At 75.1% G+C, this 14,673-nt stretch carries 9 protein-coding genes; 4 read left to right on the forward strand and 5 right to left on the reverse strand.

Features of this window, described 5'->3' with window-relative positions; genetic code table 11:
* Positions 1–408: a universal stress protein gene (locus AC0IVP_RS06705; protein WP_471755406.1), complete on the forward strand. Its 408-nt coding sequence runs from the start codon at positions 1–3 to the stop codon at positions 406–408.
* 246 nt (positions 409–654) lie between these two features.
* The gene (locus tag AC0IVP_RS06710) at positions 655–2,253 is read left to right on the forward strand and encodes a methyl-accepting chemotaxis protein (RefSeq protein WP_471755408.1); all 1,599 of its coding nucleotides are present in this window, start codon (positions 655–657) and stop codon (positions 2,251–2,253) included.
* 54 nt (positions 2,254–2,307) lie between these two features.
* On the opposite strand, the gene AC0IVP_RS06715 is transcribed toward AC0IVP_RS06710, so the two are convergent.
* Positions 2,308–3,189 (reverse strand): dioxygenase family protein, encoded by an 882-nt coding sequence (locus AC0IVP_RS06715; RefSeq protein ID WP_056295933.1) that lies wholly within the window; start codon positions 3,187–3,189, stop codon positions 2,308–2,310.
* Positions 3,190–3,316: 127 nt separating this feature from the next.
* Here AC0IVP_RS06715 and AC0IVP_RS06720 point away from each other — a divergent pair, with 127 nt between their 5' ends.
* Positions 3,317–7,453, forward strand: a complete 4,137-nt coding sequence (locus AC0IVP_RS06720) for a fibronectin type III domain-containing protein (protein ID WP_471755410.1) — start codon at positions 3,317–3,319, stop codon at positions 7,451–7,453.
* Here AC0IVP_RS06720 and AC0IVP_RS06725 read toward each other — a convergent pair.
* Positions 7,405–9,330 carry an alpha-amylase family protein gene (locus tag AC0IVP_RS06725; protein WP_471755412.1) on the reverse strand — a complete coding sequence of 642 codons (1,926 nt, stop codon included), beginning with the start codon at positions 9,328–9,330 and terminating at the stop codon, positions 7,405–7,407. The two genes, AC0IVP_RS06720 and AC0IVP_RS06725, sit on opposite strands and share 49 nt — an antisense overlap.
* Before the next feature lie 28 nt (positions 9,331–9,358).
* A complete protein-coding gene (locus AC0IVP_RS06730; RefSeq protein ID WP_200938921.1) occupies positions 9,359–9,814 on the reverse strand; it encodes a MarR family winged helix-turn-helix transcriptional regulator in 456 nt (151 codons plus the stop codon).
* A 114-nt stretch (positions 9,815–9,928) separates the two neighbouring features.
* Between AC0IVP_RS06730 and AC0IVP_RS06735 the strand changes: the two genes are divergently transcribed.
* Positions 9,929–12,142, forward strand: coding sequence for an MMPL family transporter (locus tag AC0IVP_RS06735; RefSeq protein ID WP_471755414.1), 2,214 nt, complete (start codon positions 9,929–9,931; stop codon positions 12,140–12,142).
* A gap of 18 nt (positions 12,143–12,160) precedes the next feature.
* Here AC0IVP_RS06735 and AC0IVP_RS06740 read toward each other — a convergent pair whose 3' ends face one another.
* Entirely contained in the window at positions 12,161–12,844 is a 684-nt protein-coding gene (locus AC0IVP_RS06740; RefSeq protein ID WP_056295919.1) for a response regulator, read from the reverse strand.
* On the reverse strand, positions 12,841–14,493 hold the full coding sequence (locus AC0IVP_RS06745; protein WP_235564798.1) for a sensor histidine kinase: 1,653 nt from the start codon (positions 14,491–14,493) through the stop codon (positions 12,841–12,843). The genes AC0IVP_RS06740 and AC0IVP_RS06745 overlap by 4 nt, the downstream gene beginning before the upstream one ends.
* Positions 14,494–14,673 lie beyond the last annotated feature (180 nt).

Here is a 14,673-nt window from a genome sequence, read left to right on the forward strand (position 1 = left end):
ATGGCCGTCGTCGTCGTGGGGTACGTCCCCAATGCCCGCGGGCGCGCAGCGCTCGACCACGCTCTCGTCGAGGCCCGTCGCCGGGACGCGCTGCTCGTGGTGGTCAACAGCTCCCGCGGGGACGCCCTGGTGGACTCGGACTTCCTGCAGGGCCAGGCGCTGCTGGACCTGCACGAGGAGCTCACCGCCTCCGGGGTGCGCGCCGAGGTGCGCCAGCCGGTCCGCGGCCGGGACGTCTCCGAGGAGCTCACCGCGGTGGTCGAGGAGACCGGGGCCGAGCTGCTGGTCATCGGGCTGAAGAAGCGGTCGGCGGTCGGCAAGCTGCTCATGGGCTCGGCCGCGCAGCGCATCCTGCTCGACGTCGAGTGCCCCGTCCTCGGGGTCAAGTCCTCACCGACGGGCGCCTGAGCAGCACGGACGCAGCACCGACGCAGCACAGCACGATCAGAGGGGCCGGGCAGCAGACGCTGCCCGGCCCCTCTGCCGTGGGTGCGGGGCGGTCGCCGTGTCGACGTCCCGCGGACGGTGACCCGCCTCCCGGGCAGCAGTTCGGTGACGACGCAACGGAACGGCGCGATACCGGGACTGCTGGGGCCGAAGTGACGCGTGGTGCCGGAGACCACCGGCCGCCTGCCCGTCCTCAGGAGTCCCCCCGTGCCCGACACCGCTGTCCCCGCCCACGCCCGCCGGGGCCTCGCCCACCGCTCCCTGCGCACCAAGGCCGCCGTCCTGCTCGCCGTCGTCCTGGCCGCCGTCGGCGCCCTCGTGGGCACCCTGCTCGTCGGCAACGCGCGCATCTCGGAGGAGACCAGCCGCCTGGAGCAGCTGTCGACCGCGCAGACCCTGGTCCTGCAGCTCGACACCCGGGCCAGCGAGCTCAAGGTCGACGGCTACAAGGCCCTCGTCCGTGAGGACCCCGCCGCCCAGCAGGCCGACGTCGTCGACGACCAGGGGCAGGTGACCGACCTGCTCGCCCAGCTGGCCGAGGTCCCGCTCACCGGGGACAGCGCTGCCGCCGTCGCCGGCCTGACCGGCGCCTTCGAGACCTACGTGGCCGACATCGGCGCCTTCGTCGACGACGCCGTCGCCGACCAGGAGGGCACCCGCTCCCGCTGGGCCGACGTGCAGACCGCCAACGACGTCACCGACGACGCCGTCGGCACCGCCAAGGACGCGCTGGCCGCCGAGGTCGCCGCCGCCGGGGCGGCGCTGACCGCCACCACGGCGACCACCGGCTGGACCGCGGTCGCCGTCGCACTGGCCGGTCTGCTGGTGATCGGCTGGGTCGGCCGGACGACGCTGCTGTCCATCACCCGTCCCGTCGGGCGGGTGCACAAGGCCCTCGAGGCCCTCGCCGGGGGCGACCTCACGGTCAGCCCCGACGTCCGCTCCGACGACGAGATCGGCCGGATGGGTGCCGCCCTGGAGCGCGCCCAGTCCTCGCTGCGCACCCTGGTGGGCCAGGTGGCCGCCGCCGCCGACGCGGTCGCCGCCTCCGGCCAGCAGCTGTCGGGCTCCAGTGCCCAGATCGCCGTCTCCGCGGAGGCGACGTCCGTGCAGTCCGGGGTAGTGTCCGGTGCTGCCGACGAGGTCTCCCGCAACGTGGCCACCGTCGCCGCCGGCGCCGAGGAGATGAGCGCGTCGATCCGCGAGATCGCGCAGAGCGCCAACGAGGCGGTCCGGGTCGCCGGCACCGCCGTCACCGAGGCCGAGGCCACCAACGCCACCGTCGTCCGGCTGGGCGACAGCTCCAAGGAGATCGGGGACGTGGTCAAGGTGATCACGTCCATCGCGGAGCAGACCAACCTGCTGGCCCTCAACGCCACCATCGAGGCCGCCCGCGCCGGTGAGGCCGGCAAGGGCTTCGCCGTGGTCGCGAACGAGGTCAAGGAGCTGGCCCAGGAGACGGCCCGCGCCACCGAGGACATCGCCCGCCGGGTCGAGGCCATCCAGGGCGACACCGCCGCTGCGGTCCAGGCCATCGGCCGGATCTCGGTGACCATCGGGTCGATCAACGACTACCAGCTGACCATCGCCAGCGCGGTGGAGGAGCAGACGGCGACGACGAACGAGATGTCGCGCAGCGTGGCCGAGGCGGCCAGCGGCTCGACCGAGATCGCCGCCAACATCGTCGGGGTCAACTCCGCCGCCGGGGCCACCACCCAGGCGCTGGGGCAGACCCGGGTCGCCGTGGACGAGCTGTCCCGGATGGCGGACGACCTGCGCACCACCGTCGGCCGCTTCCGCTTCTGAGGGCGGGCGGGGCGGAGGGTGGGGGCGCAGCAGACCTGCGCCCCCACCCTCCGCTCAGGCGATCTGGAAGGAGCGCTTGGACAGGCCCATCATCCAGCCCTCGACGGTGGTGGTGACCGGCTGCTCGGGGTCCGCGGCAGCGCCCAGGGTGACGAACAGCGGGGTGAAGTGCTCCACCGTGGGGTGGGCGTAGGGCAGGCCCGGGGCCTGGGCCGCGTAGTCGGCCAGGCCCTCGACGTCCCCGCGGGCCAGGGCGTCGGCGGCCCAGGCGTCGAAGTCCGCGGACCAGGACGGCACGGTGCCGCTGGTGACGGACTCCCGGGTGAGGAACGGCAGGCCGTGGGTCATGAACCCCGAGCCGATGACCAGGGTGCCCTCCTCGCGGAGCTCGCGGACCCGGCGGCCCAGGTCCAGCAGCCGGTGCGGGTCGTGGGTGGGCAGGCTCATCTGCAGCACCGGGACGTCGCCCAGGGGGTACATGACCTTCAGCGGCACCCAGGCGCCGTGGTCCAGGCCGCGGGAGCGGTGCTCGTACACCGGCTCGGAGTCCGGCATGGCCGCGGCGACCCGGCGGGCCAGTGCTGAGGCGTCCGGTGTCCGGTACTCCATCTCGTGGTAGCGGCGGGCGAAGCCGCCGAAGTCGTAGACCAGCGGGGTGCCCGCGGCCGACCCGGACAGCGACAGCGGCGCCGACTCCCAGTGCGCGCTGATGATCAGCACGTCCTTGGGCTTGGGCATCGACAGCGCCCAGGTGTGCAGGTCGCGCATCCACGGGCCGTCGTCGAACAGCGGGGGCGCGCCGTGGCTGAGGTAGAGGCTCGGCAGGGCGTCGTCCCCGTCGGTCCAGGAGCGCTGCTCACGCGCGGCCGGCAGGGCGTCGACGAGGAAGTCGTCGAACGCCCCGGCGGGCACCTGCGGGTCGAAGATCGAGGTCACGGGTGCACCCTAGGCCGTTGTACTTGAGAAATCAACAAAACAGGTCCGGACTCAACTATTCCGACCCTGTGCCGACCTGAACTCCGGACGACCCTCCGGTGGGCAGTCCGGACGAGGGGTGTTCCACGTGGACCAGACGACGGGCCGACGACTGCGGACGGCGCGAGCCGCTGTCGCACTGCTGCTGCTGGGCGCCGTGCTGCTCACCGTCGGTCCGGCGCAGCGAGCCGTGCCGGTCGACAGCCCGGCGCTGGCCACGGTCAGTGACGCCGACCCGCTCCCGCCGTCGAACGTGCAGATCACGGTCGGGGACCGCCGGTTCACCACGATCAGCTGGACGGCGTCCAGCGAGCCGAACCGCAGCGGCTACCTGGTCCGGCTGGGGTCCACCTCCATCACCGTGAACGGCGCCGACGCCACCTCGACGGGGACCGTGGCCGCCCCGGCCTTCACCGGGCTGACCAACGGCACGGACTACACCGTCGAGGTGGTCACCCAGACCCGTTACGGGTTCCTGAACCTGGCGTCGGCCACCGGCACGGTCGCCACCACGGCCTCCGCGTACCCCCAGGACGGTCTCGCCCCCGCCGCACCGACCGGAGTCACCGCGGCACGCGGGGAGAACCGGGTCACCGTCTCCTGGGCGGCCAACACCGAGACCGACCTGGCCGGCTACCGCGTCCTGCGCGACGGCGTGGTCGTCAGCCCGACGGTCACCGGCCCCCGCACCTTCGTCGACACCGGCCTCGTCAACGACCGCGCGTACAGCTACACCGTGCAGGCCGTCGACGTGAGCCGGCAGTGGTCGGCGGTCTCGTCGCCCGCCGTGTCGGCGACCCCGACGGACCTGACAGCACCCGCGGCGCCCACCGGGCTGACCGCGGTCCGCGGCGACGGCCGGGTGACGCTGTCCTGGACGGCCGCCACCGAGCCCGACCTGGGCTCCTACCGGCTGCTGCGCAACGGGACCGAGGTCGCCACGGTGACCGGGACGACCACCACCGTGGACACCGGGCTAGTCAACGACACGACCTACACCTACACGCTGGTCGCGGTGGACACCCACGGCAACCGGTCGCCTGCGTCGGCCCCCGCGGTGTCCGCGACCCCGACCGACCTGACCCCGCCCGCGGTGCCCACCGGCCTGACCGCGGTCCGCGGCGACGGCCGGGTGACGCTGTCCTGGACGGCCGCCACCGAGCCCGACCTGGCCTCCTACCGGGTGCTGCGCGACGGCGTCGAGGTCGCCACCCGGACCACCCCGGCCTACGTGGACGGCGGGCTGACCAACGACACGGTCTACCGGTACGCCCTGGTGGCGGTGGACACCCACGGCAACCGCTCGGCGGCGTCCGCGCCCCCGGTGGCCGCGACGCCGACCGACCTGACCGCGCCGGCGGTGCCCACCGGGCTGACCGCCACCCGCGGGGACGGTCAGGTCGACCTGGCCTGGAGCGCGAACACCGAGCCCGACCTGGCCGGCTACCGGGTCCAGCGCGACGGTGTCCTGCTCACCACGGTCGCCGCGCCGGCGACCTCGCTGGCCGACGTCGGGCTGACCAACGACACCACGTACCGGTACACGATCACCGCGGTCGACACCCACGGCAACGCCTCGCCGGCCTCCGCGCCGGCCGTGTCCGCCACGCCCACCGACCTCACCCCGCCGGCCCCGCCGACCGGGCTGACCGCCGGGCGGGGGGACAGTCGGGTGACGTTGTCCTGGGCGGCCGCCACCGAGCCCGACCTGGCCTCCTACCGGGTGCTGCGCGACGGCGTCGAGGTCGCCACGGTCACCACCCCCGCCTTCGTCGACGCCGGGCTGACCAACGACACGACCCACCGGTACTCCCTGGTCGCCGTCGACACCCACGGCAACCGGTCCGCGGCGTCGGCCCCCGAGGTGCCGGCCACCCCGACGGACCTGACCGCGCCGGCAGTGCCCACCGGGCTGGTCGCCGTCCGCGGGGACGGCCGCGTCGACCTGGCCTGGGCGGCGAGCCCGGAGCCGGACCTGGCGTCCTACCGCCTCCACCGGGACGGCGTGGTGCTGGCCACGGTCCCGGCCGGCACCACGACGCTGGCCGACACCGGGCTGACCAACGACACCACGTACCGCTACGCCATCTCCGCGGTCGACAACCACGGCAACGTCTCCGCCACCTCCGACCCGGCGGTGCCGGCCACCCCGACCGACCTCACCGCGCCGGCCGCCCCGACCGGGCTGACCGCCACCCGTGGGGACGGCCGGGTCGACCTGACCTGGGCGGCGGCCACCGAGCCGGACCTGGCCTCCTACCGGGTGCTGCGCGACGGCGTCGAGGTCGCCACCGTCACCGCCCCGTCCCACGCCGACCCGGCGCTGACCAACGACACCGCGTACCGGTACACCGTCGTCGCCGTCGACACCCACGGGAACCGCTCGCCCGAGTCCGCCCCCGCCGACGCCACCCCGACGGACCTGACCGCGCCGCCGGCCCCGGTCGACGTCGTGGCGACCCCCGGGGAGCGGCGGGCGACCGTCAGCTGGGCGCCGCCCACCGCCGTGGACGTCGTCGAGCACCGGGTGCTGCGCGACGGCGTCGTCGTCGCCACCTCGCAGGGCACCTCGGTGCTGCTCACCGGCCTGGAGCCCACGGCGGTGACGTTCACCGTGGTCGCCGTCGACGGGCACGGCAACGTGTCCCCCGCGTCGGCCGCCGTCACCGTCACCCCCCACGACACCACCGCCCCCGCGGTGCCCGCCGGCGTCGCCGGGCGGGCCGGGGACGCCACGGCCACGGTGTCCTGGCAGCCGGTGGGCGACGCCGACCTCGCCTCCTACCGGGTGCTGCAGGACGGCGTCGTCGTCGCCACCGTGACCGGGACGACCGCCACCGTGAGCGGTCTGGTGAACGGCACCCCGTACCGGTTCACCGTGGTCGCGGTCGACGGCACCGGGAACGCCTCCGCGGAGTCCGTCGCGGTCACCGTCGTCCCGGTGGCCACCACCGTGCCGACGCTGGGCTCCGGGGAGACCGGCGGGCTGGCGGCGAGCCGGGACGGCCGGTTCGTCGTGGTCGGCACCCGGGCGCAGCTGGACCCCGCGGACACCAACTCCGCCTACGAGCTGTACCTGCTGGACCGCACCGCCGGGACGGCGACCCGCATCGCGCCGCTGCCGGCCACCGCCACCGGGGCCTCGGACCCGACCAACACCGCAGCCCCGGCGGTCAGCGACGACGGCCGCTACGTCGCCCTGGCCACCACCGCGGCGCTGGTCCCGGCCGACACCAACCGGCTCGCCGACGTCTACCGGCTCGACCTGCGCACCCGGACCTGGTCGCTGGTCAGCGTCCCGGTGGCCGGGACGGTGAGCCCCACCGTGGCCGGCACCGTGCTGCAGTCCGGCGCGTCGGTCGCGGCCACCAGCCCGACGGTGGCGATGAGCGCCGACGGCGACCTGGTCGTCTTCTACTCCGCCCGGGCCGACCTGGGACCCCGGGACACCAACGGCGCCGTCGACGTCTACGCCAAGCGGCCCTCCACCGGCGCCGTCACCCGGGTCTCGACGACGGTGACCGGCACCGACCTGCCGCGCACCGCGACCGGGCCCGCGCTGGCGCTGACCCCGGACGGGCGCACCGTGGTCTTCCCGGCGACCAGCTCCAGCGGCCCGCTGGTGCTCTACCGCAAGACGCTGAGCGGGCCCGGAGCCGGCGAGGCGGTCGTCGTCTCCACCGTGGTCGCGGCCGGGCGGACGACGGAGGTCGCGGTCTACCGGGACGCCGGTGACGTCGCGGTCTCCGACGACGGCCGGTACGTGGTCCTGGTGACGGCGGCCAAGCCGGCCGCGCCGGGGACCAGCTGGTCGACGGGGCTGGCGTACCGCAAGGACACCGTCACCGGGGCGCTGGACCCGCTGGGCACCGGGCAGACCGGCAGCTGGGAGCACCAGGTCGGGCTGGACCCCACCGGCCGGTACGCGTTCTTCTCCACGACCGCGCCGCTCGGTGCCGCCGACACCAACGGGCACACCGACGTGGCCCGGCGGGACCTGGACACCGGTGCGCTCACCCTGGTGACCGCCGACGCCGCCGGGCGGCCGACCACCGGTCCGACCGGCGCGGTGACGACGGCCGAGTACGGCCGGGTGCTGCCGGTGACCGGTGACCTGGTGCTGCTGACGACGTCCCAGGCGCTGCTGCCCAGCGACGGCAACCGGCTGCGCGACCTCTACGCCAAGGACCTCGGCAGCGGGGTGGTGCTGTCGCCGGTCCGCTGAGCGCGGGTCGGCGTGACCAGCCAGACCGCCTGGTACGGGGTGAGCTGGACGGCACCGTCGGAGACCCGGGGCCGCTCACCGGTCAGGTGGTCCACGACGGTGGCGGGGTCCAGTCCCAGGTCGGTCAGCACGTCGAGCGGCACGTGCCGCGGCTCGGGCGCGGCGTTGTAGGCGCCGAGCACGGCACCGAGCGGGTGCCGGCGGGCGACCAGCAGCACCGCCGGGTCCCGCGGGTCGAGCACCTGGGCGGGGAACGCGGCGTGCAGCTGGGGCAGCGTCGCCCGGGCCCGGGTCAGGGCGGCGATCCCGGCGACGATCGCCGGGGAGTCCGGGGCGGGGGTGCCGTCGGGGGTCCAGGTCAGCCGGGGCCGGTGGGCCCACCGGTTGTCCTCGGCGTGGCCGGCCTCCTCGGCCCAGTGCGGGTCGTCCAGCAGGCCCAGCTCGTCCCCGGACCACAGCACCGGGACGCCGCCGAACCCGAACACCACCGCGTGCGCCAGCAGCACCCGGGCCACGGCGTTCGGGTCCCAGGCGCCCAGGCCGGCCAGGGAGGCGGCGGTGCCGGAGATCCGCCGGTCGCCGGTGGCCTCGTTCTCCCCGAAGACCAGACCGCGGGCCCAGGAGCCGGGGAACTGCCCGGAGTACCAGTCGGAGAGGAAGGCCCGGTGCGCCGGGCCGGACAGCCCGACGGCGGCCGCGTCGCCGTCGTCGACCGCCCAGCCGATGTCGTCGTGGCAGCGCACGTAGGTGGTCCAGGCCGTCGTGGACGGCGGGACCGGCAGCGCCTGCAGCGCCCGGGAGGCGAGCACCGCGTCACGGGAGGCCAGCATCGACCACACCTGGACCATGAGCCCGTTGTGGTAGGCCAGGTCGCTGACCTTCCCCCAGTGCTCGCCGGTGCCCAGGTAGGCGACCAGGTCCCGCGGGCCGACGATCGCCTCGGCCTTGAACAGCAGCGCCGGGCAGGCGATCCGGGCCACCGTGCGCAGCGCCTGGGTGAGCGCGTGCACCTCGGGCTGGTTCTGGCAGTCGGTGCCCAGCCGCTTCCAGGTGAAGGCGATCGCGTCCAGCCGGAGCACCTCGACGCCGTGGTTGGCCAGGTCCAGGACCACGTCGGCGTAGGCGCAGAAGACGTCGGGGTTGGCCCAGTCGACGTCCCACTGGTAGCTGTTGAACGTCGTCCACACCCAGCCGTCGAGCTCGGCGTCGAAGGTGAAGCTGCCCGGTGCGAGGTCCGGGAAGACCTCGGGCAGCGTGGCCTCGTGGGCGTCGGGCAGGGTCCGGTCGGGGAAGACGTGGAAGAAGGCGCGCGCGGCCGGGTCGCCGGCCCGGGCCGCCCGGGCCCAGGCGTGCTCGCGGGCCACGTGGTTGAGCACCAGGTCCAGGCACAGGCTGATCCCGCGGCCGCGCAGCTCCCGGGTCAGCGCCCGCAGGTCGGCCGTCGTGCCCAGGTCGGGGCGGACGGCGCCGAAGTCGGCGACGGCGTACCCGCCGTCGTTGGGCGGTGGGCCGGGGGTGAGCACCGGCATGAGGTGCAGGTAGCCGACGCCGAGGTCCTGCAGGTACCCGGCCCGCGCGGCGACGGCGGCCAGGTCTCCGGCGAACCGGTCGGCGTAGGCGGCGTAGCCCACCAGCCCGGGCCGCTGGAACCAGTCCGGGGCCAGGGTGCGGCGCAGGTCCAGGGCGTGCAGCTCCTCGTCCCGCTCGGCGAAGGCCGCGGCGGCGGCGGCCAGCAGCCGGTCGGCGACGGCCTGCGGGTCGGGGTAGAGCGGGGTGAGCCCGGCCAGCAGGTCGGGGAGCCACCGGTCGACGCGGGCCCGGAAGAGCTCCTGCCGGTGCGCGGGCAGGGTGGCGAGGACGTCGTCGACCGGGGGCACGGCAGCAGCATCGCAGCCGGTGGCGGGGTCAGCGCTCGGTGGACCACCGTCGGGCCGACAGGTCCTCGATCATGGTCACCAGCTGCTCGCGCAGCCCGGGGAGGTCGGCGACGGCGTCGCCCAGCACCCGCTCGGCAGCGGCGTCGGAACCCGCCTCGGCCAGGGCCGTCCGTCCGCCGTCGGTGACGGAGACCTCGACGCGCCGGCGGTCGGTGGTCGAGCGGGCCCGGCTGACGTGCCCGTGCCGCTCCAGTCGCTCCAGCACCCGGCTCATGGTCTGGTCCTCGACCTGCATGGCCTGGGCCAGCTCGCGTTGGGACCTGGGTCCCGACCCGAGCATCCAGAGCACGGCGAACGAGGCGTGGTTCAGACCCCATCCGGCCAGGTGGGAGTCCCAGGCGTGTTCGGCCAGCCGGGCGGCCGTGGACAGCAGCCGCCCGGTCGCCCAGGTCCGGGGGTCGTTGCCCACCGGTTGTTCGTCCACGTGACACCCCGATCCGGTGACGATTGCTCAGCTTGCTGAACATACCTGCTAGGTTTCCTCAGCAGGCTGACCATCTTGCGCCGCCCCCCGCCCGACCGCGAGCCAGGAGCCCCCATGGCCGGCACCACCCCCACCCGCTCCCACCGCCGGCTGCGCTGGCTGCTGCCCGCGGTGCTGCTGCTCGCCTGGCTGGCGCTGTCCGCCGTCGCCGGGCCGTACAGCGGCAAGCTGGCAGAGGTCCAGTCCAACTCCCAGAGCGACTTCCTGCCCTCCGAGGCGGAGTCCCAGCGGGTCGCCGAGCTGTCCGCGGGGTTCAGCGACAGCGAGGCCTTCCCGGCCTTCGTGCTGCTGGAGTCCGACACCCCGCTGACCCCGGCCCAGCTGACCGACTTCGCCGACTTCGCGGCGTCGGTCCCCGACATCGAGGTGCCGGTGGCCGGGGCACCGGCCGAGCGGGTCGGGGAGTTCCTGCTGCCCGGGGACATCCCCGTCGTGCCCAGCGAGGACGGCCTGGCCGTGCTCGCGCTGCTCACCTTCGACACCGATCAGGTGTTCGAGACCCTCGCCGACGGCCAGAACCCGGTCGTCGCCGCCGTCGAGCAGCTCCGCACGGTCGTCCCCGACCTGGGCGGTGAGGTCTTCCTGGCCGGGCCGGCCGCCACCACCGCCGATCTCGTCTCCGCCTTCGGCGGCATCGACGGCACGCTGCTGCTGGTCGCCGGGATCGCCGTGCTGGTCATCCTGCTGGTCGTCTACCGCTCCCCCGTGCTGCCGTTCTTCGTGCTGCTGACCGCCGGGTTCGCCCTCACCACCGCCAGCCTGGTCGTCTACCTGCTCGCCGACGCCGACGTCGTCACCCTGGACGGGCAGGGCCAGGGCATCCTGTCGATCCTGGTCGTCGGCGCCGCGACGGACTACTCGCTGCTGCTGGTCGCCCGCTACCGCGAGGAACTGCGTCGCCACGACGACCGCTACACCGCGATGCGCCGGGCCTGGCGGCAGACGCTGGAGCCCGTCACGGCCAGCGCCGCCACGGTCGTGCTGGGGCTGCTGTGCCTGCTGCTGGCCGACATCGGCCCGACCCGTGGGCTGGGCCCGGTCACCGCCGTCGGCATCGTCTCCGCGGTCCTCGCCGCCCTGACGTTCCTGCCCGCGCTGCTGGTGCTGCCCGGCCGGACCTCGCCCGGGCAGCACGGTCGCTGGGTCTTCTGGCCCGGCATCCCGCAGGTCGGCTCGACGGGCCCCGAGGTCTCCGGCGTCTGGGCGCGGGTGGCCCGGCTGGTCGGCCGCCGGCCGGTCGCGGTCGGCGTGCTCAGCACCCTGGCCCTCGTCGTCCTCGCCGCGTTCGCACCGACCCTGGACACCCAGGGCGTCTCGCAGACCGACACCTTCCTGGACCGGGTCGAGTCCGTCGTGGGCGGGGAGGCCCTGGCCCGGCACTTCCCGGCCGGCTCCGGCTCCCCGACGCTGGTGATGGCGCCGGAGGACGAGCTGTCCGCCGTCACCACCGTGGTGCAGGACGCCGACGGCGTCTCCTCCCTCGTCCCGACCCTCGACGGGTCCGGGCAGCCGCGGGTGTCCGAGGGCATGGTGCAGCTGCAGGTCACGCTGGAGGACGCCGCGGACTCCCCCGCCGCCGAGGACGCCGTCGCCGCGCTGCGCACCGACCTCGACGGGGTCGACCGCGACGTGCTCGTCGGCGGGACCACCGCCCAGGCCCTCGACATCCGGGAGTACTCCACGGCCGACCGGGACCGGATCATCCCGGTGATCCTGCTGATGATCTTCGTGGTGCTCGCCGTGCTGCTGCGCTCGCTGCTGGCCCCGCTGCTGCTGGTGGTGGCCAACGTGCTGTCCTTCGCGGCCACCCTGGGAGCGGCCTCGCTGGTCTTCGACCACGTGCTGGACCTGCCCGGCGGCGACCCGACGGTGCCGCTGTACGCGTTCGTCTTCCTGGTCGCGCTGGGGATCGACTACTCGATCTTCCTGATGACCCGGGTGCGCGAGGAGTCGCTGCTGCAGGGCACCCGGCCCGGCGTGCTGCACGGCCTGGCGGTGACCGGCGGGGTGATCACCAGCGCCGGCATCGTGCTGGCCGCGACGTTCGCCGCGCTGGGCGTGCTGCCGATCCTCTTCCTGCTCCAGATCGCGTTCCTGGTCGCCTTCGGCGTCCTGCTGGACACCTTCGTCGTCCGCAGCCTGCTGGTGCCCGCGCTGGTGTACCTGACCGGCAAGAGGGTCTGGTGGCCGCACCCGGTGTCCCGCCGCGAGGAGCCCGCTCCCGCCGAGGGCGACGTCCTGCTCCCCACCGGGACCTCCACCCGATGATCGACCCGGCGCGGACCCTCAGCCCTCGGAGCGCCAGCGGTACTCCAGCTCCGGGCGGCCGGTCCCGCCGTACCGGGGCGTGCGGACGACGAGGCCGGCCTCGGCCAGGTGCTCCAGGTAGCGGCGCGCGGTGATCCTCGAGGCGCCGATCTGGGCGCCGGTCTCGGCCGCGGACAGCCCGTCCCCGGTCCGCACCGCGGCGACGACGGCGTCCAGGGTCTCCCGGCCCATGCCCTTGGGCAGCGGGGCCGGCCGGGTCGGGCGGGCGGCCTCCAGCACCCGGTCGACGGCGTCCTGCCCGGCGATGTCGCCGTCGGCGCGCAGCTGGGCGCGGTAGTCGGCGTAGGCGGTCAGCCGGTCCCGGAGCGCGGCGTAGGTGAAGGGCTTGAGCAGGTAGCCGACGACGCCCTGGGCGGCGGCAGCGCGCACCGTGGACAGCTCGCGCGCCGAGGTCACGGCCAGCACGTCGACGTCCCGGCCGGCAGCGCGCAGCCGGCGGACCAGCTCGATGCCGTGCGTGTCGGGCAGGTTCATGTCCAGCATCACCAGGTCCACCGGCAGCCGGCCCAGCGCGTCCCAGGCCGCCGCCCCGGTCCCGGCGACGGCGACGGCGACGAAGCCCGCGGTCCGGTCGACGTAGGCCCGGTGCGCATCGGCGGCGACCGGTTCGTCCTCCACCACCAGCACCCGCAGGTCGCTCACGACGTCACCCCCGCGGTGCTGCGCAGCGGCAGCGACACCCGGAACTCCGCGCCCGGCCCGGGCCGGACCGACACGGTCCCCCCGTTGCGCCGCACGGCCTGCGCGACCAGCGCCAGGCCCAGGCCGCGGCCGTTCCCGCGCGGGCCGTCGGCCTTGGTGGACCAGCCGCGCTGGAACACCTGCTCGGGGTCGGGGACGCCGGGGCCGGTGTCCTCCACCCGCAGCTCCAGCATCCCGTCCTCCTCCCACAGTGACAGCTGCACCTCCCGGGGGGCGTCCCCGGCCAGGGCGGCGTCGATGGCGTTGTCCAGCAGGTTGCCCACGATGGTCACCAGGTCCCCGCCGGGGATGCCGGTGCTGCCCACCGAGGTGGCCGGGTCGATCTCCATCGCCACCCCGCGCTCGTGGGCGGTGGCCGCCTTGCCCAGCAGCAGCGCGGCCAGCACCGGCTCCTCGACCGCGCCGACCACCCGGTCGGTGAGCCGCTGGGCCAGCGCCAGCTCGGCGGTGGCGAACTCGACGGCCTCGGCGCTGCGGCCCAGCTCCACCAGCGACACCGTGGTGTGCAGCCGGTTGGCCGCCTCGTGCGCCTGGGCGCGCAGCGACTCGGCGAAGGCCCGCACGCTGTCCAGCTCCCCGGTCAGCGCCTGCAGGTCGGTGTGGTCCCGCAGCGTGACGACGGCGCCCACCGAGCGGCCCTTCGGCGTCGCCGGCGCCTGGTTGACCACCAGCACCCGGGAGCCGCTGACGTGCACCTCGTCGACCGCCAGCCGCTGCTGGGACAGCGTGGCGGCCAGCTCCGGGGACAGCCCCAGCTCGCTGACGTGCCGGCCGGTGACGTCGCCGTCCAGGTCCAGCAGCCGGCGGGCCTCGTCGTTGACCAGCTGCACGGTCCGGTCGCCGTCCAGCAGCAGCAGGCCCTCGCGGACGGCGTGCAGCACCGCGTCGTAGTACTCGAGCATCCGGGCCAGCGGGGCTGCGCCGAGGCCGTGGGTCTGCCGCCGGAGCCGGCGGCTGATCAGCCAGCTGCCCAGCGCGCCGACGGCCAGCACCGCGCCGGCCACGCCCAGCAGCTCGGGCAGGGCGGCGGTGACGTCGTCCCCGATGGCGGTCAGGACGATGCCCACGCTGACCAGCGCGACGACGTCGGTCGTGCTGCCCACCCGGAACACCGGCGCCACGGCACGGACCGAGGGGCCCAGCGTGCCGGCGTAGGTCTCGGTGAAGGTGTCCCCCGCCAGGGCGTCGTCGATGGTGCCGACGAACGGCTTGCCGATCTGCGCCGGGTCGGGGTGGGTGAACCGGGTGCGGTCGGGGGCCATCACGGTGATGAAGGAGGTGTCGGTGTCGGCGCGGACCTGCTCCACGTAGGGCTGCAGCACGAACGTCGGGTCCTCGGTGAGCACCGTCTCCCGGACCAGCGGGGAGTCCGCCAGGGTCTCGGCGATGCTGCGGGCCTGGTTGGTGGCCCGGTCCTCCACGGCGGTGCGGGCGTCCAGGACGGCGACCCAGCCCAGCGCGACGACGACGACCACCAGCACCAGGGCCTGCAGCCCCAGCAGCTGCCGGGCCAGGCTGCGACGGTCCGAGCGCGCGCCACGGCCCGGGCGGCCGACGGGGCCGCGGGCGAGGACGGCGGGGATGCGCACGGTGCGAGTGTGCCGCGTCCGCGCTGCCCAGCGGCCCGTCCGGCGCCACCGGTCGTGCACGCAATGAACGCAAGGGTGACCGCCATCACGCGACCGGTCATGGTCTACCCGTCGCCGGTCCCCGGCGACCGCACTCCAGGCCGGCCCGATCCACCGATCGCCCGCCACCGACTCCACAGG

This window comes from Klenkia sp. AC732, from assembly GCF_979256525.1.

Excerpts from the sequence above, each read along its gene's own strand:
- AC0IVP_RS06705 (WP_471755406.1), top strand. The coding sequence starts at position 1 with ATGGCCGTCGTCGTCGTGGGGTACGTCCCCAATGCCCGCGGGCGCGCA.
- AC0IVP_RS06735 (WP_471755414.1), top strand. The coding sequence starts at position 9,929 with ATGGCCGGCACCACCCCCACCCGCTCCCACCGCCGGCTGCGCTGGCTG.